At 49.6% G+C, this 21182-nt stretch carries 12 protein-coding genes; all 12 read right to left on the bottom strand.

Annotated features, from left to right (window positions below; all coding sequences use genetic code 11):
- Nucleotides 1-500 precede the first annotated feature (500 nt).
- The 12 genes from QFZ78_RS28185 to QFZ78_RS28130 all read right to left on the bottom strand — a co-directional run bounded on the left by QFZ78_RS28185 (nucleotide 501) and on the right by QFZ78_RS28130 (nucleotide 21107).
- Entirely contained in the window at nucleotides 501-677 is a 177-nt protein-coding gene (locus QFZ78_RS28185; RefSeq protein WP_307552443.1) for a beta-galactosidase, read from the bottom strand.
- A gap of 40 nt (nucleotides 678-717) precedes the next feature.
- Complete coding sequence (locus QFZ78_RS28180; RefSeq protein WP_307552441.1) at nucleotides 718-2157, bottom strand: glycosyl hydrolase family 28 protein; 1440 nt, start codon at nucleotides 2155-2157, stop codon at nucleotides 718-720.
- Nucleotides 2158-2753: 596 nt separating this feature from the next.
- Complete coding sequence (locus tag QFZ78_RS28175) at nucleotides 2754-4601, bottom strand: glycoside hydrolase family 97 protein (protein ID WP_307552439.1); 1848 nt, start codon at nucleotides 4599-4601, stop codon at nucleotides 2754-2756.
- A gap of 214 nt (nucleotides 4602-4815) precedes the next feature.
- Nucleotides 4816-7020 carry an RICIN domain-containing protein gene (locus QFZ78_RS28170; RefSeq protein ID WP_307552437.1) on the bottom strand — a complete coding sequence of 735 codons (2205 nt, stop codon included), beginning with the start codon at nucleotides 7018-7020 and terminating at the stop codon, nucleotides 4816-4818.
- Nucleotides 7021-7233: 213 nt separating this feature from the next.
- Nucleotides 7234-8121 (bottom strand): helix-turn-helix domain-containing protein, encoded by an 888-nt coding sequence (locus tag QFZ78_RS28165; RefSeq protein WP_307552435.1) that lies wholly within the window; start codon nucleotides 8119-8121, stop codon nucleotides 7234-7236.
- A gap of 169 nt (nucleotides 8122-8290) precedes the next feature.
- Nucleotides 8291-13024 carry a discoidin domain-containing protein gene (locus tag QFZ78_RS28160; RefSeq protein WP_307552433.1) on the bottom strand — a complete coding sequence of 1578 codons (4734 nt, stop codon included), beginning with the start codon at nucleotides 13022-13024 and terminating at the stop codon, nucleotides 8291-8293.
- Nucleotides 12981-14207, bottom strand: a complete 1227-nt coding sequence (locus QFZ78_RS28155; protein ID WP_307552431.1) for a hypothetical protein — start codon at nucleotides 14205-14207, stop codon at nucleotides 12981-12983. The genes QFZ78_RS28160 and QFZ78_RS28155 overlap by 44 nt, the downstream gene beginning before the upstream one ends.
- Nucleotides 14208-14245: 38 nt before the next feature.
- Nucleotides 14246-15670: a glycosyl hydrolase family 28 protein gene (locus QFZ78_RS28150; RefSeq protein ID WP_307552430.1), complete on the bottom strand. Its 1425-nt coding sequence runs from the start codon at nucleotides 15668-15670 to the stop codon at nucleotides 14246-14248.
- Nucleotides 15671-15757: 87 nt separating this feature from the next.
- Nucleotides 15758-17356, bottom strand: coding sequence for an extracellular solute-binding protein (locus QFZ78_RS28145; protein ID WP_307552429.1), 1599 nt, complete (start codon nucleotides 17354-17356; stop codon nucleotides 15758-15760).
- Nucleotides 17357-17433: 77 nt separating this feature from the next.
- Nucleotides 17434-18297, bottom strand: coding sequence for a carbohydrate ABC transporter permease (locus QFZ78_RS28140; RefSeq protein ID WP_307552428.1), 864 nt, complete (start codon nucleotides 18295-18297; stop codon nucleotides 17434-17436).
- A gap of 28 nt (nucleotides 18298-18325) precedes the next feature.
- Entirely contained in the window at nucleotides 18326-19300 is a 975-nt protein-coding gene (locus QFZ78_RS28135) for an ABC transporter permease (protein ID WP_307552426.1), read from the bottom strand.
- A 229-nt stretch (nucleotides 19301-19529) separates the two neighbouring features.
- Nucleotides 19530-21107 carry an extracellular solute-binding protein gene (locus tag QFZ78_RS28130; protein ID WP_307552424.1) on the bottom strand — a complete coding sequence of 526 codons (1578 nt, stop codon included), beginning with the start codon at nucleotides 21105-21107 and terminating at the stop codon, nucleotides 19530-19532.
- Nucleotides 21108-21182: the final 75 nt, after the last annotated feature.

Below are 21182 nucleotides of genomic sequence, written 5' to 3'. Positions count from 1 at the left end.
GATACATGGAGACAATGGCCCGAGTACAAGATACGCAAAAACGGCCTCCCCATGATCGGAAAGCCGTTAATCTTAATGATATGAATGAAGTAAAACAAAGAATAGGGGTCAGCGCACAGGAGAGAGAAATCCAAATCGAACGATACGTCCGCATGATCAAGCAGTAACTTCTTCTGTTGGGTGACAAATAAGTTTTGAAGTGCAAGAAACCAGCAAAATCAAGGGTTTGCTGGTTTTTCTTATAAAAGTGATTTACAAATTAAGTTTTGACTCGTATCGGTCAACATCTACGTTGAAAATTTTTCCTCCCCTCGGGGAGAAGTCTTTTAAAAGAGTTTACACAAAAGATTTGACAGATCCCCTTAAAATAATAAAACCGCGCTGAGCGCGGGTATTAGTTGGACAACTTAATTAACTCCTATTCTAGGGTTTGAAGGAGTCTTACTTGAATTCATTTATATCCATCCCTCACAAACATCGGCATACTTATACTTTGCCCGTCACTGTGATATTGAAATTAGCATCCGCGAATTCCATGCAAACTCCCCCATACGCACAATGGTAAAGCTGATTTCCCGCATCCGCTTGTAATCATCGGCCCACATCTGCTCCGGCCAATGCTTGGGGTAGTAGCACACACCCAGATCAAATTTCTCTCCCGGAATGGTTTTGTCCACGGTTCACTTCGTCACCTTATCGTTTGGTATGATATTTGAATTATTCAAAACGGATGTTGCCAGCAAACGGAAGCACCCGGATGTTGCCCGATTCGGCGTCCGTCACCGGCTTCCCGTTGATTGTGACATTCTTGAATACGATATGCTCGACTGTCCTGTCCGCATCGTATCCGCCGATCCGCGACGGATTGGAGCAGTCCCCGGAGCAGGAAATATTCTCGTAGTGGATATGTTCGATCCGTTTGCCCGGCACTGGATTGTACTTCGGGTTGAAGAGCACGCGGATATCGAACAGCTGTCCGAGCTCGAACGGTTCAACCCGGATGTTCCGGTAGGTCACATTTCTAACCGTATTGTTATCGCCGGCATTAATCGACATACAGCCCCGATAGTCGGGCTGCGGCTCATGATGCTCGAGCACATCGATATTTTCGAACATGATGTTCTCAATGACGTCCCCCTTATGGTGATTGCCGTGCCCGCCGATATTCATCGGATGAGCCACGTCAGCCCATAAGACGGAATTGCGGACGACAACATTCCGCGTGTCTCCCTGATAATCCCAACGGCTGGCGTAAACCGCGATGCAATCGTCGGAATTGCGCATAAATACGTCCTCGATCTCGATATCCGAGCTGGCCATCATATCGATCCCGTCCGACCACCCTTTCGTACTGAACGCTTTAAAGTTCGCAATCCGGATCTGCTCGGACTTGCCGATATAGATGCTGTAATGCGGAGGATCGATAAGTGCAATTCCCTCGACGCGAATCCGCTTGGAGAAGATGATACGCACCCCGCGGAAAGCGGAAAAACGCCCGAATTCAGTCAAGTAAAGAACGCCTCTACCGCGGACAGTGACATCGCTGACGGAGTCGCAGACCATAGAGCCCGCGACCGCCGCTCCGCCGGCTATGTAAACCGTCTTCCGCGACGGGATGCGCAAAATCACTTCCTCCAAATGATGCATGCCCGGCCCGAAATAGAGCGTATGCGTCTCGCAGCCGTCTGTTCCCGCAGCCGTCAGCAGCGCAAGAAGGTCCTCGGTCCGGTGGATGCCCGGCTTGACGAAAGCGACACCCGGCTCGTCAGGGGACGGCGCATCCTGCTCGAGCGGATTGGCAAACAGATGCAAATTATGGAACCTGTCACCGTTTACTTCCACCGACAGCTTTTGCGGGCCGTCAATGGTAAAAGTGATCGTGTTGCCGTTAAGCGTGTAAGAAACACCGCGCGACAACGGACGAATCACGCAGTCGTTTACTGTCCTCTCGTTCTTCGTAACCTCAATCTCAGTCGTACCCGAGCAATCGAACATCGCCATGGAGGCATGCCGGACCTGATGCATGTCGACTTTGACATCATAGACGAAGAGCTGCTCCCATTCGCCGCCCGCCGGTCTTGCCCTGACCGTGAAATCGTGATTTTCCGCTAACCCCGAGGGGCCCGGATACGTAATTAGCTTTGTTTCCTTTGACATGTTGGTACCTCCAACTGAGTTCATTTTGATGTATGGCGACAATGCCCACGCGATCCGCAATCATGATTATTGGATTTTCACGTTGAAAGTCGGCTCGGATGGCGCTTATTATATTTTTTAGGTTCCCTTATTGGGGGCCTTTTTTATATGACAGCATATGGTCCAGCAGAGAAGCCACTCATCCCCAATCGGAAATGAGCGGCTTAAGCTCAATCAATTATCTTAGTTTAATGTTACGATCTTCCACTGCTGGTTGGTGCTGTTGCTGTCGTTGAAAGAAGCGGCCTGACGACCGTTTCCGTAACCTTTAGTCTAACGACAAAACCTTCACACCGGAAGGAGCGAGGTTCAGTTCCCCCTCAGACTCAGGAAATAGTTCCGCCCACCCTGCTGCTTTGATTGTAGTGGCATCTCTTTCCATGATTGTACTACTCTGTTGTCACGGAAGCCGAAGCTTTCAAAAAGCTTTTTGGCAGAAGTTATTGGTCCCATAAGGGATCCAGCAATAACGTGCAGATCCAGCAGGAGCATTGTAGATACCGGTTTTATTGAATATTCCTCCAAATAGAGAAAATGCTTTAGGTTATCTTTGTACATTACATAGGTTTTAAATAAATAGCTGATCCTCCCGAGCTTTCCAAATGAAACTCAAGTATGGAATCCTTGGTAACCTCGACAGATCTAATCCCCACCTTTGTGCGAGTATCAAGTTCCAATACATCTTCATAAATCTGTGCAGTATATTTCTTCCCGGCATCCAGAAAATGTAGAGGAATTTTCACAGCACGGGCTTTCTCATTATTAATGCATCCAATAAACCATTTGCTGTCCTTGCGTCTTGCAATAATTGCATACTCTCCGATCTCACCCGATATTCCGACTGACTCATCCCAAGTTACCGGCATTTTCTCCCAGAATTCAATTTCCTCCTCACCATTCCAATCCGACGGCTTATCATACCAGAACATCATCTGCATAGGACTATACACAATAACGCCCATAGCCAGCATATGTGCATGCGTTACTTTTATCCGTTTATCAAAATAGCAAAGCGTATAATCACCGGCACCTGCCTGAAAACGTACAAAAGGTAAAGTTGTGTTATGTGTAGCCGTGGGAAAATGCTCGTTTCCCCGAATACCCTCCTGTGTAAGCACATTAGGATAGGTACGTGAAAGGCCTGTCGGGCGGTAGGCATCATGTATATTTACCATCAAACCATATTCATGACACTTTTTTACTGCATCTACCAACCAACGTGTCCACTCTTGAGGTCCTACTTTCACAAAACCCAATTTAATGCCCGCTACCCCCCATTCTTTCCATACAGGCAGTGAAGCATCCAAATACGGTTCTGCAGCCGTTCTATCAACATAAAGGAATATCCCTATGCCTTTCTCCTTACCATACGAAATGACATTCCTTAGATCCAGGTCTCGCTCGGGGTCTTCCCTTCTGGGATCGATTGCCTTATTTTCCGAATCAAGCGATCCATACCAGCCTCCATCAAAAAGAACATATTGGAACCCATGGTCTGCACAAAAATCAATACAGTTAAACGCACTTTGGGTAGACAGCAATACATCCCTTAATGCTTTTCCGGGCTTTACATAAGTAAAATCTTCAGCCTTGCAGGGCTCACTTAGATTAAGTACCATATTGCTCCGACATAGCAATTCCGCTGCGTGATCTGCAAGTATGAAAGTTCGCCATGGTGTTGCAAAGGGCGCTTTTCCTTCTACATTTGAAACTAGACTATCCGTTTCGTCTTTGTTTAAAGTAAACCCATATCCTACATAATCATTCTCACTGAAAAGCCCACACAAATGTCCTGACAAATGCACTCTTAATGTGTTTTCGGCTTCTTCATCCTTTACAATCAACATTCTTGCGTAATCTGTCAGCCCTGCTTCATGAATAAGAACATATCCGCCTTCCGGTAATTGCACAGCGAATGGACGTTCACAATAGCCGCTCACATCACCAACTCGTTTTACAGCATATTCCCCTTCTACTCCATGCTCTTCCCATGCAAGACTTCCTTCCGGAAAGGCAAAGCTTGTATCCTCTTGAATAATGGTAAAATTATTTAACTTTTCCTGCTCCGGTATAAAGTATTGCAATGCAGTACCTTCAAAATAGGCACGTAAACGGATTTCCATTCTCCGTCCCAGGTCATCTTCCACGCAAACAGTTGCCTCTTCGAAACTCTCATCAATCTCAGCCCGCTCTCCGTATATAGGTTTCAACGCACCTACCACATTTCTTTTGGTTACTTTTGTTATAGTAAACCTGTCATATAATGGACGGGAATTGGCAAAGTGCAGTCCAAGCCTTGAAGGCAGAACAACCTCAGCTCCGTTACGCTTAACGGTATACCATATTTTTCCGCTACTATCTAAACTTAAGCAAATACTATTCTCTCCATATGATGCTTCTACCATCGTACTTTCACCTCAAAATATATATTCATTCCGTGTTTGAGTAGATCGGATTAACCAAAGGAATGTGGCAGGCTTAGCTTAGCAAATCATGCTCATTTCATCAATTTCAAAATCTTTAATTTTATTTTGATTTCTTTAGAATCTCCAGTTGAAGCATACAAAACCGCTCACCCCGAACGGAAATGAGCGGCATAATCTCAAGCAGTCCGTATACTTAGTTTACAATCTGCCACCTTTGGTTAACGCTGCTGCCTCCTCCATATTGGCCCAAGTCCTCCCCGTTGGTCGTGCGGCCCATCCCGTCCAGAAATAACCCCGTTGCACGGTTTTGGAGCCGTACATTGTTGCCATCTATCGTGACGGACCATTGCTGATTGGTGCTGGTGCTGTAGCTCCATTGTCCGGCAGCGGAGCCGTTGGTAGTGCGGCCCATGCCGTCCAGGTATAGTCCGGTTGCGACATTCTTAAATCGCACATAGCCCCCGCTGATTTCCTCAATCCACCGCTGATTATTGCTGGTGCTGGAGCTCCATTGTCCGGTTACGGAGCCGTTGGTCGTCCGGCCCATCCCATCGATATACAAGCTGGTGGCGGCGTTACTGAATCTAACCGAAGCAGTCCCCGAAGTTCCTCCTGTAGCTGCAGATACGGCAGCGGATTTCGATCCTCCGGCTACTTCTACCTGATAATAGTAGGTCGTATCCGGGGTCAAGTTTGTATCTCGATATAATGTCGCTGCAGTGGGGGCGCTGCTAATCTTTGTAAAAGTGCCATTCGGATCTGTAGACCGGTAGATGTTATAACCCAGCGCATTCGGCACACCCGCCCAGCTTACGTAGATCGTATTCGCACCGGCCGCCGTTGCCGTCAATCCCGTTATAGAGCCTAACGTGATCTTGTTGCTCAAGCCGACCGTCTTGGCCGCATCGGGCGTGTACAGGAGCATGAAAAGCGGATAATCTTTTCCCGCAACCTCAGGCATTCTCGTTTCGTAGGCATAGGCCAAATATTTGTACTTCTCTTGGGTCATATCCCTATTTTCGATATATTTGTAATAGTTATATAACACACTGTAGAACGCATCGATTCTCCCTCTGCCGTCTGCGTTGATCGTATCAAAATATTGAATCGTACTGCTTTGGTTTGCCCATGCAGGCGTCCATAACACATCGTAACCCAGATGATACTTGAGCAGATAAGTTGTTCCTGCCAGCAGCCGGTCGTTCATGAAGTTGAACACATTCACCGCATTGGAAGCCGTAGACCTCGCTCCGGTGACCGGGTCAACCTTCGTGTCTTGGGCATAGATGGTCCGCACCAATGTGGACAGTCCGCCGACATTGCCGTAGGAATGCCCTACATCGCGCCCCATTTCGATGGCCTGCACATGGTAGTCCGCCGGATCCAATGCTTCTCCTGTTCGCTCATTTTGCGTCATCCACCGCATCTGATGCTTAATGGAACCGTTTCTTCCCCCTTGATCGCCTGCGGCATTTACGGTGGCAGCTTCTACAGCCTCATCGTAAAGCTGCAGATTATTGGTGAAGATAGCTCTTCCCATCGTTCCCATTACCGTAAACTGATGCTGATTCATAAAGAATCCATGAGCGTTATAAGTGACGGAAACGATGTCCATGAGATGGGTAAGATTCGCTGTATCCGCATCCGTCCATTTCTCACTCGCCGTAGGCGTATCGGAATAGCGCAGGATTTCCGCCGCTGCCGAGAGCAGATAACTCATCGTAGCAAGACGGAAGTTCGTATGGGTAACGCAATCCACTGCGGCAGAATAACTCCTGATAATTTTCATGGCATTGGCGCGATACGTTTCATCGCCGGTTATATACCACATGATCGCCTGCATGAAAGCGGTTTCGGAATCGGTATTGGCACGCGTTCCTACATATTCGCTGGGATTACTGTAATACTTACCCGTCTCGGGGTCGGTAAACCCCCAAGGTCCTTGAATGTGTTTAAAGATGTAATTATTTTCATAATAGATTCTTGGCGTTTTACTGGATTGGGAGTCGGCGGCAAAGGCATTAAACGCCGTATTCCAAGGCTCATCCCCCGCTCTTACGTGATCGCGCATGTTGTCCAAATCCGCCAGTCTCATCGCGATGCCCGGATGGTGGATGGTTCCCGATACCGTGTTCCCGGAGGAATCGGTATAGGACAAATTTGCAGACGTACTTACTACCTGCGGCTTATAAGAAGTAATCAGCGGCGAAATCGCCGCCTTTGCCGTTTGGCTGCCGATACTGAGGAAGACCGACATCATCAGTGCCAGACAAAGAATGCCGGAAACAATCCTGTGGGAGTTGATTTTCGTCTTGAAGAGATTCATGACATTTCCTCCTTTTTTTAACTGCTCATTGTGGCCTGTTTTGTCTCCGCAGTTTACAAGCGCTTCCTCCATCGCATCCCCCCTTTCAAACGCATTTTAAAATCATTTACAAATATATGGCTATCGTTGGATTGAAAAGCGATGGATGAAAATTCGTCTTATGCTGGAAAAACGTCTTCCTCCTTAAACGGGCACAGGTGTCTTGCCGCCTCCCCGACAGTCTCTCTTCGCGTATTATACCTTTACTTTGAACGCAATAATGGCAAAACAATGTGTAAAAAATGTTTATTTTTTGGTTTGGATGAATCCGGTGCGATACTTCAGCGGTGTAGTTCCGACTTCTTGCTTGAATACTTGAACGAAATAGGATGGATTGGGAATACCTACTTCGGCCCCGATCTGTTCGACCGATTTCGCCGTCGTCTCCAGTAATCTGCAAGCTTGTCTCATACGTTTGGCTGTAAGGTAGTCCTTGAGCGTGGTGCCTGTTACATCATGGAAAAGTTTCGACAAATAAAACTTCGACAAATGCAAGGCTTTGGCGAGATCGTCCATGTGAAACGCTTCCTGATAATGTTCGTCGATCCACTGCATGGCTTTCTGCGCATACTCTTCTGATTTCCTTTCAACCATTGCGGACGACTGCCGCCTCTCTGCGGGGGAACTGCGGATCATACTATCTATCAGGCGGAGAATCAAAATGGCAATCTCTTCAATATCCTCGCCCTTCCCGTCCATTCCCGCAAGATGATAATCTTCGTAATTTTGCTCCACCGCCTCTTCGTAAGAGAGCAGATCAAACGCCTGCATTTTGTGATGACCGCGCCATAAGGCGTTAAAAAAGGCGTAACGCTTGACAAAAGGCCGCAAGAACTTTTCCGCAAGCTCAGGATCGAAGTGAAGTATGGTGCGCGTGTAGGGCTGACTTGGACTCACATTCGCATAGACATGGTGCAGTTGATACGGCCGAAAGAAAAACAGCATGCCCCGGCGGATCGGGAACTTTTCGCCGCCGATGACGACAAGCCCCGTTCCTTCATGAACGTACAACATTTCACAGCATTGGTGCCAATGATAATATCCTTTATAATGGCTCGTGTTGTTCAGCTTGTAATCCCAAAACAGCTTGTTGCCTCCAAAAATAACAGTCTCGAACACGCGTTTCAGTAGCATTCCTCCATACCCGAGAAACGTTCGATAGAGCGTTCCGCTGAAATTCACTATAGCAACGCTTCCATTTTAATTCCGATTATGCTGTACATGGGAATTACCGCCACAAAATCCAATGCCGGCACTGACGTCTTGCTGCCTGTGCCGGCTCGGAATGAATACCTTTTGCTTATTATTTTTGATTGTTCAACAAATACTCAGCATCCCGAAGCAAGTAATCAGCGGCTTTCTCGGTAATATGCTTTCCCCTAAGCGCCTGTACTTGATTCACAAAGGCTGACAGTTCATTCGCAGCCAATTTGCTCTGCAAGCTCTTAGCGATACCCGTGTTATCGATCCAGATATAATCGCCATCGATCCATTTGGCATCCGTAAAGCGTGTGACCAGGGCCTGCATGGACTCTATGCTGGTGGTAGTCTGGAAGACGACCGTTTGAATACCCGTATTACCTGCCATATCACTAGCAGTTACGACCAACGTATGCGAACCGAGCGGCAGGGTGAAGAGCGGAATGCTAGCTCCTGCCTTTACGCTATACGTATCCAACGTGACCGTTGTCTTGTTGCCGTCAACTCCGGACAGAAGATCATCAAGCGCAACGATCGGTGTGATATCCATCGAATCGACGTACGTGCCGTATACCAGACCGGTTACCGTAATCGTCGGCGCTGTCGTATCCTGATCGAAGCTGATCGATTTGTCCGACTCCACGTTGCCGGCGATGTCCGTGGAGCGGTAGCTCACGTTATACTTGCCGTCCTGAGTGATCATGACCGGTTCCGTATAGGCTTGCCAGGTGCTGCCGCTGTCCAGACTATATTCCGTCTTGGCCACTCCTGAGAGATTGTCGTTCGCTGTCAAGGTGAGCGTAACTGGTTGCACGTACCAACCGTTCTGTCCGTTCGGTTCCGCAGGCGATACGGCGGCTGTCGTGATCGGAGTCGTCATATCCACATTGACGCCGACCGTCTGAACATCCCCGGTAATTCCCGCGTCGTTCCGGGGTTGGTAGCTGACCGTATACTTGCCGTCCTGGTTAACCATCAGCGATTCTGTATAGTCCTGCCATGTTTTCCCGCCATCCAGGCTGTATTCCGCGCTGCCGTAAGTCGACAACGTGACGGTAACTGGCGTCGTGTACCAACCGTTCGCATTCGGCTTCGCAGGATCAAGGGACGCCGTAAACGTGTAGATCAAGCTGTCCAGAGCCGTCTTCAGACTGTTGGCGGCCGAATCGACATCACTTTGTGTTGCTTTCGCATTGGCATCGACCGACTTCGCGTTCGATATCGCCGTTTGCAACGCTGCGTAGCTGTCTGCCGTATAATGGTCGGTAACGACCTGATCCGCTTGATTCAGCAAGATCGCAAGCAACGAGCGATCCACAGAGAGGAATTGCAACTCACCTACGTTGGCAAAACCTTTCGGCGTATAATATCGCAGATAACGGTATGCCGTCTGGTTGTCAATCGCATGCGTATACCATTGCTGAACGGAAACGCCACTGATTGTATGCAAGGTGTTGAAATTAACTCCGTCATTGGAGCCTTGGATCAGCGCTCCATTCATTCGGTCTGCAGTACCAGAACGCGGAATAAACTTGATGCCGTTAACCGTTATGGCGTTGCCTACGCCCAAGTCAACAGTTACCCAACCGGCTGCAGTTTTGGTGTCAGGGGACGTGTTCGGGTCGCCGTCAAAAGCGCGCCAACCGTTCGCTGCGGTACTCAACTTGCCGTCCCACGACACCGTATTTGCCGTCACCATAGAAGGTGTAATGGCGATGATCGGCTCCAGTATCGAACTCGCCTGCAGCAATTCATTCAGAATGGCCAGTTTGCCCGCTTCCGGATTGGCCAATTTCGCCTTGATCTCTTTCACTTTTTGTTGATACAGGTAGTAGCTGCCTTTGGTATAGCCGTCCGCTGTCAGCGCGATGGAATCCAGGTAAGCCGCATCATAATCCAGACCGCCATGGAATCTCACTTCCGCCATACTCCCGAACCAGCTGTTCCCATTGATAATGCGGATATACCGGTAAGGGGTATTGTCGGTAATCGGCAAGATCTGCCAATCCTTCGTAGATGCCGCTAACGGAGAGATCGTCGTCCAGTTCGAATTGTCGTTGGAGCCCTGAATGATTGCACCCTTGATCCTGGTGTAATATCCGTCTTGCCTTGCCAGAAGCTCCACATACTTCAATTTCGCTTTAGCGCCTCGGAAGTCAAATTTGACCCACGCCCCAGCTCCGCTACCATTCAAGCGGTAATCGGTAACCGAACCGGGATTGCCATCGAAAAGAGCGTTCGCCGTTGCGATTGCGTCTGCCGGGGATCTGCCGTTAGAATCGGTCACATCCGTAATGGATGTCACATTGCGGATCAAGTCCGATTCATCGGCCAGGATCAAGGAAGATCCGTCGGTAGTCGATGTTTTTGCCGGCGCGTCCAACCCTTCGGATGTTTTGTATTGGATGCCGAAATTCACCGGTCCCGGAGCAGCATTGGCCCCCATCACCGCTTTCGCTGTCCAGTTGATTTGGTCATCCGACATGACCGTCGCATCTTGGCCTTGAATCTTCACGTTCACCGTGTTGATCGGTTCCATCGAAGTGAAGGCCAGATTCACCGTGTCTCCAGGTTCAATCCGGTTAAGTATGGCTTGATCCGAGCTGATGGACACCGTGCTGATCTTCGACAACACCTTGGCCGTTCCATGGAATCTCACTTCCGCCATATTCCCGAACCAGGCGTTCCCATTAATGATTCGGATATACCGGTAAGGCTGCTTGTCGTTAATCGACAATATTTGCCAATCCCTTGTGGACACAGCACTCGAAGAGATCGTTTTCCATGTTGTATTGTCATTGGAGCCTTGAATGACCGCGCCATTGATTCGGGTATAGTATCCGTCCTGCCTTGCCAGCAGCTCCACATACTTCAATTGGGCATAGCCGCCTTGCCCGAAGTCGAATTGGACCCACGATTCGGCTCCGCTGCCGTTCAGGCGGTAATCGGTCGATGATGCAGGATTGTTATCGAACAAAACGTTCGCCGTTGCAATAGCGTCTGCCGGCGATCTGCCGTTGGAATCGGTAACCACAGCGATGGACGTCACATTTTGGATGACATCGGATTCATTCACCAGAATCAAGCGAGACCCGTCGGTTACGAACATCGTTTCCGGGGCATCAGTCCCTTCCGCCGTCTGATAATGAAGCTTGAATGTCACATTGCCCGGCGCCGTACCAGGTACCATAACCGCTTCGGCCGTCCAGTTCAGGCCATCCTCCGAATGAACGGTCGCGGGTACACCCTGAATCGCAACATTCACGTTCTGAATGGCTTCCGTCGATTGGAAGGACAATTTCGCTGTGTCTCCCATGACGATCCGCCCTCCGGAGACCTGATCCGAACCGATGGAGACCGATGCGATCTTGTTGATGACCTCGTGACGCTTCCCGAAGATATGGAACTCGGACAATTCAATGAAGGGAGAGTCGTACGGTTTTTGAATCATTTGGATTTTCAGGAAACGGAATTGCTCATTCTGGAGCTCTGGCGACACCGCCAACATATGCATGGCTGCCGAAACGGGGGTCACTCCCGGCGTCAACCGGGTCCAGTTTTCTTTGTCATTGGATCCGTATATGGTAATGCCGCCGCCGCGTTCAGGAAATCCTCCTCGTGCCTGAATCCCGAACGCACTGGCCGAAACCCGAAAATTGGGCCCCATGTCCATATCAACGTCCCTACCGGCCGTGCTCGGGTCATTATCCATGTAAGTTCCCGTATTGAAGCCCGCAGACAAGAACATCCCCTGATAATTGATGCTGCCGTCGCCCAGCAACGGCGTGGTTAACTGAAGTCCTTGCACGACGCCATGCAGAACCGCCAGCTTCTGATAGAATTCGGCGTCCGTTGCGGTGTTCATGAGGCTCATGGTGTCGTCGTATGCTTCTGTATACGTATCGAGCGTTGCCCAGACATAATCCGTGTTGGCGTCATAGGGCGCAATGACGGCATCCACCGCCGACTGCCGATCATTGGCGACGGTCACCGTGACATCTCTGGTCGATATCGTCGTGCCGTCGGAAGCTTCCACAACGAAGGCATACGTTCCGGCTACCGTAGGTTTCCAGTCAAATGTGCCGGTGCTTGTGTCGAACACGGCGCCTTCGGGTGCATGGACAATCCGATAGGTCACAACATCGGACGTGCCTGCGTCCGTTGCCGAGAAATCTAAATGGAGCGCCGCCTCGGACCCAACATAGGTAAACAGGTTCAAAGCGGTTTTTCCTTCATTAAACACCGGCGGCGTCAGTTCATTGGCCGCGTTGACATTGATATGGTCGATATCGACCGTCGTTCCGTTGCCTATAATCGTGAAATAATTCAGGGTCCAGAGCCCACCGCCTTCAGAATATACATATCTCCATTGCCCCTGGGTATCCGGCAACGTGATCGTTTGGCCCGAGGCTACCAGCTTCGCCGCACCGTTGGTCCGAATCTTGTATCCGAGCACGCTCGAACCGCTGCCGGATTCAACCAAAGCGATTTTGCTGCCGGATTCCGTGGCCTGGATGCGGACGAAGGAAACATCGCCCTCTTGCATGGCGGTCGAGTTGCCGTCCAAGTTGGTGAACCGATCCTCAATCTCTCGCCAATTCGGGTTCGGGTTCACCTTCGGGAGATTTGCCGTTCCCTCGGCCTCGGCTTCCTTAGGGATGTACAGCCAATATTCCCCTCCGGAATCCCGTGATGCCCAACTGTAATCCGTCCTCTTGTTGAACATCTCCGTGTAGTACGGAGCAACTTGCTCCATGTCCAGACCTTGCTCATATTTATAATAATAGTACAGATCATAGGCATTGCCGCCGATTCTTCCCCGATATGAGGTATTCAATACCTGGTAAATGACCGGGCTGCCAATCCTGGCGCATACGCGCCTCTGTCGGGATCCAAGGCGTATCATAGCCGTTCATATACCGGGCAAAATAGTCGGTACCCGCCAGAATACGTTTGCCAAGAAAATCGTACGTGGTAACCGCATTCGCTGCAGTGGAAACCGTACCATCTGCCGGGTCCACCTTGGTTCCTTGGGCCTGCAACAGACGCGACAATATGGCAACATTGATGACGTCGCCGGTGCTGTGAGCCTGATCCCTGCCCATCTCCGTTATCTGCACCTGCGGGTTATCTACCTTCTCGCCTGTCTCCGCATTCGTATCGACCAACCGGAACAATCTCAGGATGGAACCGTTTACGTGCTGGTCTAGAGCCGTCTTATTCACCGTGAACCACTCTACGGCCTCGCGATAGCGCTCCACATTGCCGGTGAAGATATATCCGGAGGTGGATCCGATGAGCGGATACAGATGCTGGTTCATGAAGCGGCCATTCGTATGATTGAAGGTATCGGTGACCGGAACGATCACATTATTCGTGAGCTTGGCCGTATCCTGGTCTGTCCATGCCAGTTCCGGCGTCTGCGTGCTGGTATACCTCATGATTTCCGCGGCGGTAACCATTCGGTAGAGCGGAACGCCCGTGTGAATGTGCGAATCGACAAAATACGCATATTCCGCAGGGTTCTTCTGCTCCCATTTCCGGATAATATTCATCGTATTCGCCCTATAAACCTCATCGCCCGTTATCACATACATAAGAGCCTGCGTATACGCTGTTAAGCCATCCCATATAAATTTTTCGTTATAGCCCTGGCTGCACCAACAGCCTTCGGAAAATTTGGACGAGACCGTCTTGGTTGCAAGCGGGCCTCCCCACGGGTCAGTCGAGTTGGCCATCTGGTTGAAATAGGTTTTCCAAGGCTCCTTATTCGCCCGTATTTGAGTTTGCAAATTCTCAAGTGTTTCCTTGGTCAGCCCGATACCAGGATGTTTGAATCCGCTTTCATCAATGGTTTCATAAATGGTTGGCACATAATCCGTCATGAGCGATGGCGAGGCTGTTTCCGCCGCCGCAGTTCCTGCCGTCAGGGGCAGGAACATGACGGTCATGCTCGCTATAACGAGGATGGAAAGGTATTTTTTCAATTTTAGACGAAAATTAGTATGATGTACCTTCATCTTAACTCCCCCATTCAAATGATTATATTCGACTTGCATTAGGTAAATTCAACGTCATGGGCATGTTCTCCTACCCGAATATTTCCAGACTCCGGATGGAGAAGGTGCCGACCGTTGATTCGAACATTCCGGAACATCACCCCCTTGACGATTCTGGACTCATCGAATCCGGCAATGACCGACGGATTACCGCAGGCTCCGTTGTAAACGATATTGTCGAACAAAATATTTTCCACCCGGTAACCGGGACTTGGATTATATTTGGGATTGAAAAGCACGCGAATATCGATCAATTGTCCGAGCTCGAATGGTTCGACCCGGATATTTCGATAAGTGACATTCCGGACCGTATTGTTGTCGCCGCAATTAATGGACATACAACCCCAATAATAGGGCTGCGGTTCATGATGCTCGAGCACATCGATATTTTCGAAAAGAACGTTCTCGATGACGTCACCTTTTTCGTGATTGCCGTGCCCGCCGACATTCATCGGATGAGCCACGTCCGCCCATAAGATGGAATTGCGGACGGTGACATTCCGTGTGTCCCCCTGGTAACTCCAACGACTGGCGTAAACCGCAATGCAATCGTCGGAATTTCGCATAAAGACATCCTCCACCTCGATATCCGTGCTTGACATCATATCGATGCCGTCCGACCACCCTCTGGTGCTGAATGATTTGATGTTGTTGATCTTGATATGCTCGGATTTCCCGACCAGAACGGTATAGTGAGGCGGATCGATCGCGATGATTCCTTCAATCTGAACGTTCCTGGAGAATAGGATCTCCACTGTGCGGTAATAGGTTGTCTTCTCGAAGTCGGACATGTAGATGACCCCGCGCCCCCGGATCGTCACATCCTGTACATGGTCGCAGACGAACGCTCCGGCCACGACTGCTCCGCCGGCGATATATACCGTCATGCCGGAAGGGATATGAAGCTTCGGCTGTTCCAGGACATGCATGCCGGATTCGAAATAAAGAACAGAACCCTCACGGGAAACCAGTTGTTGAAGCTCATCCGTCTGATGTCTGCCTGGCTGAACAACGACAACGCCGGGATCGGCAGGGTTCGGCGCGTCTTCCTCGATCGGATTGGCGAAAATGTGCAAATTATGAAACCGGTCTCCATTCACTTCGAACGACAATTTACGGGGGCCGTCCAATGTGAACGTCACCCGGTTTTCGTTCACAACGCCGTGAATCCCCGCAGATACAGGGCGGATCTCCACGCTTCGAATGTCCCCGTAATTCTTGGTCACTTCGACTTCAACCGCACCGGCGCAATCGAAATAGACCATCGAGGCGTTCCGCACATCGTGCATGTCAACCTTCACGTTGTAACAGAACAAGGGCTGCCATTCGCCCTGATCTTGTCGAACACGCACGGTATAGTCGGAATTACCTGCCGCCCCCTCGGGAGCCGGGTATGTGATCATTCGCTTCGACGAAACGGTCATCGATATCCCACCTTGCTTTGAATAGTATCAGTTTGACCGGAACACGTGTGACGTGTTCCGGTCAAATTAGATCATGCTTTGTCCAGATTACTTCGCAGCCTTACGCTCTGTATATACCTTGTTGGCTTCGTCCGTCAATTCCTGGCCGCCGGCCTTCAACCATTCCGCCTTGAAAGTGTCGAATTCTTTGTCCGTATCTGCAGCGCCTGTGATTGCCTTTATCAAGTACTTATCCTGCAGCGTCTGAAGATTTGCCCAGTACTTCGCCTTGGCCGACAATACAGCAGGTACAATAACGTCTTTCAACGGCTCATAACCGACATCCAGCTTCGCCTTCAGCTCCCGCAGTTCATTACTCGTATTAAATTTCTGCTTGGCAATATCTACGGCATTAAGCGGGTTGTAGAAGCTGCCGGCGCCGACTTTAGCAGTTGCGGCTTCAGGATCCGTCTTGGCGACGACAAAGTCGCCGTTCGGCTGATCATAGTTTTTGCCCTTTTCGCCGTATACAGTCAACAGCCAGTATTCGTCGTTTGTAGCAAGGAAGTCCAGGATTTGCTCAATCTTAACCCGTTTCGCCGCATCTTTCTCAAGCTGTGCTCCCAAGAGTACGGGGGCTTGACGCGCGCCGTAAGACCAGCTGTACGGTTTGCCGGCCGGGCCTACAACCGGCTTTCCTGCGATGACGTTCTGTCCCTTGTCCGCTGCGGGCTTCGTAATAAACCCGGAGGTATTGACAAAGTTACCCCATCCCATGTTTTCGACCATACCGACCTTTTGGTTGGCGAATTTTTCATTGAGCTGGCCGTTGTCGGTCGTCAGAAACTCGGGATCGATAAGCCCTGACTTATACCACTTGTCCAGAAGCTTGAGCGCCGTGCGGGTTTCTTCGGTGATGCCTCCATACACAACCTTGCCGTCTGCGCCCAGCTTGAACGCGTACGGATTAACGCCGTGAGCAGCGAAAATGGAAGTGAACATCTGGATGGGGAGCTTGCCTCGGGCCGACATACCGTATGTATCCTTCTTGCCGTTGCCGTCCGGATCGTTATTGACGAATTTGGTGAGTACATCCTCCAGCTCCGCAAGCGTCTTCGGCGGCTCATTGTAGCCGACCTTCTTCAGCCAAGCTTCATTGTAACCGGGGATGAAGCTGGAGTTGCCGCTCGGCCACACCTTCGGAATCCCCCAGTCCTTTCCTTTGTAGAAGCCGACATCCCAAGCGCCGGCATCCGTTAATTCCAGCGCTTTCATATAATTCGGCATGTTCTTTTTGAGCTCATCCCGAGAAAGACTGGCAATAACACCTTGGTCAGCCCAAGCGGCCATATCGGTTTCATTCGCATCGATCGGGAAGATATCCGGCACTTGTCCGGAGGCAAGCAGAACATTGAATTTTTCCTTCCAGCCTTGGCGTTCGAACTTAACCGTTTTGATCTTGACATTGAATTTCTCTTCAATCTTCTTCTGCACCAGATTTTCTTCGGATTCCGGGGAATTGAAGTTGTTCGACCAAACAATCTCGATCGGTTTCGCATTGGCCGCCGTTGTCGCTGCGCCCCCGCTAGCTTGCGGTGAAGCAGTACCTTCGGTTCCGGTTTTGCTGCTGCAACCGGTTGTGACAGCAAGCGACATCGACAATACGACGCCCGTCAAGCCCATTAAAATCTTCTTTCTTTGACTCATTGCTTTGTCCTCCCTTTTCATCGTACCTCATTATTTTATTTAAACGGAACGCTTCTGAAGCGCACCGGTTAAACCAACTATCCCTTAAGCGAACCGACCAAGGTGCCTTTGACAAAATATTTCTGAAGGAACGGGTACACGATCAGGATGGGAAGTGCGGTAAACATAATGACGGCGGCCTTGACGGTCTCCGCAGCCATATTTTCATCCTTGGGGGGCAGGAGCGGATCGCTCTCGGCAGCGATGACAAGCCGCCTCAAGAAGGTCTGAAGCACGTACAGCTTTTGATCCTGCAGATAGATCATGGCATCGAACCATGCGTTCCAATGCCCGACAGCGGACCAAAGCGCCAAAGTTGCGAGCACCGGCTTCGACAGCGGAATGACAATGGTAAACAATATCCGCAGGTCGCTGGCACCATCCATTTTCGCCGAATCCTCAAGCTCTTCCGGCATGGTCATGAAGAAATTGCGGAGAATCAGAAGTGAAAACGTGCTGATCAAGCCGGGGATGATCAAGACCCAGCGGGAATCGATGAGTCCGAGCGATTTGATCAAGAGATAAGATGGAATAAGACCTCCGCTAAAAAACATCGTGACGACGATAAACATCATGTAAAAGCTGCGATGCGGCAGATGCTTCTTCGAAAGTGGATAAGCCGCCATCGACAAGGCAAGGAGCGTCAGAAAGGTCCCGACTATGGTACGAAAAACGGTGTTTCCTAAAGCACGCCAAACATTGATGTCTTCCACAACCCGCTCCCAGGCGAAAAACGATATCTCGTGCGGGTACCAGTGCAAGCCAGGCCGGACTGCCTCCGCCGTCGTGCTCAGCGATATCGAGAGCACATGCGCAAACGGATAAAGCATAGCGGCACACACCATAAAGATAAATCCGATCAGGAAAACCTGAAACACTTTCTCACCGGAACTGAGTCTCATGCTTGTTCATCCCTTTCGGGTCATGGAGTTATGTAATTCCTTCCTGACCCAATTTTTTCACAATATAGTTGGCAGATAATACCAGAATCAGTGCGACCACATTTTTGAATATGCCGACAGCCGTCGTCAAGCTGTACTGTGCGTTCTGCAAGCCTACGCGATATACGTAAGTGTCCAGCACATCGGCAACATCATATACGGCAGGCGTATATAACGTGAAGATCTGGTCGAAGCCGGCATCCAGAATGTGGCCTACCCTAAGGATCAACAAGATGGTGATCACCGGAAGAATGGACGGAATCGTAATGTGCAGCGTTTGCTTCCATCGGTTCGCTCCGTCGATGACGGCGGCTTCGTACAATTGCTGATCAATGCCGGCCAAAGCTGCCAAATAGATAATCATGCCCCATCCGACTTCTTTCCATATAGCGGATACCACCAGTGTAAACCGGAACCAGCTTTCATCTGCCAGAAAATAGATCGACTTAAAACCGAGCCCCTTGATGAAATAGTTTACAACCCCGCTTTCCGGTGACAAAAGGGAAATCATAATGCCCCCGAGAACGATCCACGATAAAAAGTGCGGCAAGTACGAGATCGTTTGGGCGACCTTCTTAAACATCGTCAGCCGGACTTCATTAAACAGCAGCGCCAGTATGATTGGAGCCGGGAAACCGAATACGATTTGATAGAAGCTGATCAAAAGCGTATTCTTCATGATTTTCCAAAAGTCGGGGGACATCACAAACATATAATGAAAGTGTTTAAACCCCACCCATGGACTATCCACTATCCCTTTCATTACATAAAAATCTTTAAAAGCCAGTTGAATGCCGTACATCGGTGCGTAATGAAAAACGGCGTACCAGATTAGCACAGGAGCCAATAACAGAAACAAAGCTTTGTTCTTTTTATATTGTCTCCAGGTGTAGCCCCACTTGGATTCCGTTTTTCTTCCGGCCTCTTTGACAGCGCTTACTGCAGTGGCGTTTGCCGGATTCATGTTTTGCATCTCCTTTCAAAGTTTGAGTTGTTGTATCCCTGGCGCTATGCTCCAAATGTAAATGATTGAAAGCGCTTTTTCCATGTCAATTTCATTCGAATTTTTTTGAATTCTTTCAAAATCGGATGTTAATTTCTTTCGAAATGAAAAAAAACAGCCTAAAAATCGGCTGTTTGGGAATAATTGGGGCAAAAACGCGCTATTTTTCCCCGCTGAACATCCTATTCGATTACTTCTTTTGCCGCTGTGCATATACCTTGTTGGCTTCGTCTGTCAATTCTTGGCCTCCGGATTTCAGCCAATTCACTTTAAAATCGTCGAACCCTTTGTCCGTATCCGCTTTGCCGATGATAGCTTTAATCAAATAATTGTCCACGAACGTCTGCAAACTCGCCCAATATTTCGCCTTGGCGGTCAATACGGTCGGGCCAATAACGTCCCTGAGCGGCTCATAACCGCTGTCCAGCTTCGCCTTCAGATCCAGCAATTCCTTGGTCGTGTTATATTTCACCATGGAAGTATCAACATACACAAGCGGGTTGTAGAAGCTGCCGGCGCCGGCTTTAGAGGCCTCCGGTGTCGTCCTTGCGACGACAAAGTCGCCGTTCATATCGTAGTTGACGCCCTTCTCACCGTAAACCGTAAGCAGCCAGCCTTCCGTATTTGTTGCAACGTATTCAAGAATTTGCTCAATCTTGGCCCGTTTCGCTGCATCCTTCTCAAGCTGCACGCCTAACATTACAGGGGCTTGGCGCGCGCCGGCGGAGAAGGCATACGCTTTGCCGGCTGGTCCGATAACAGGCTTTCCTCCAATAACGTGTTGGCCCTTTTCCAATGCGGATTTCGTAATATATACGGATTCAGCGTCAAAATTTTGCCAACCCATGTTATCGACCATGCCGATCTTTTGGTTGGCGAATTTATCATTGAGTTGACCATTATCCGCCGTAATGAACTCCGGGTCGATAAGTCCGGCTTCGAACCACTTGTTCAGGAGCTTGAGCGCAGAGCGAGTTTCTTCCGTGATGCCGCCATATACGACTTTGCCGTCGGCTCCCAGCTTGAATTGATAAGGCGATACGCCGTAAGCCGAGAATACGGAAGTGAACATTTGAAACGGGAGCTTGCCTCGGCCCGACATGCCGTACGTATCCTTCTTTCCGTTGCCGTCCGGATCGTTGTTGACGAATTTGGTGAGCACATCCTCCAGCTCAGCGAGCGTCTTCGGAGGCTCGTTGTAGTCGATTTTCTTCAGCCAAGCTTCGTTGTATCCGGGGATCATGCCTGAATTGCCGGTAGGCCATACTTTCGGAATCCCCCAGTTCTTTCCATTATAGAAACCGACATTCCATGCGCCGGCGTCAATCGATTCCAGCGCTTTCGTATACTTTGGCATATTGTTTCGGATTTCATCCGGGGAAGTGCTGGCAATGATGCCCTGGTCCGCCCATGCGGCCATATCGGTGTCGTTTGCATCGATCGGGAAAATGTCAGGAATTTGACCGGAAGCAAGCAGAACGTTAAATTTATCCTTCCATCCCTGTCGTTCAAATTTGACGTTTTTGATTTTGACGTTGAATTTTTGCTCCAACTGCTTCTGCACATAGTTGTCGTCAACTTCAGGAGCACTGAAGTTGTTCGCCCACATAATCTCGATCGGATTGTCACCGGTCTCGGGCTTCGCAGTTTCTACGGATGCCTTTGGTGTAGACCCGCTATCGCTTTCTTTGCCGCAACCGACCGCGACGAGAGACATCGACAAGACGATGCACATCAGACTAAGCAAAGTCTGCTTTCTTTGGTTCATTGTTTTGTCCTCCCCTTTTAATTTCTTTATTTAGAAATGGAAGAAACAGCCGTTAAAAGGCTGTTTTAAAAAAAA

Origin of the sequence: Paenibacillus sp. V4I5 (genome assembly GCF_030817255.1) — a bacterium.
In the GTDB taxonomy this organism is placed as follows: domain Bacteria; phylum Bacillota; class Bacilli; order Paenibacillales; family NBRC-103111; genus Paenibacillus_E.
Note: the sequence above shows the minus strand (reverse complement) of the source record. Positions and strands in the feature narration are given on the sequence as shown.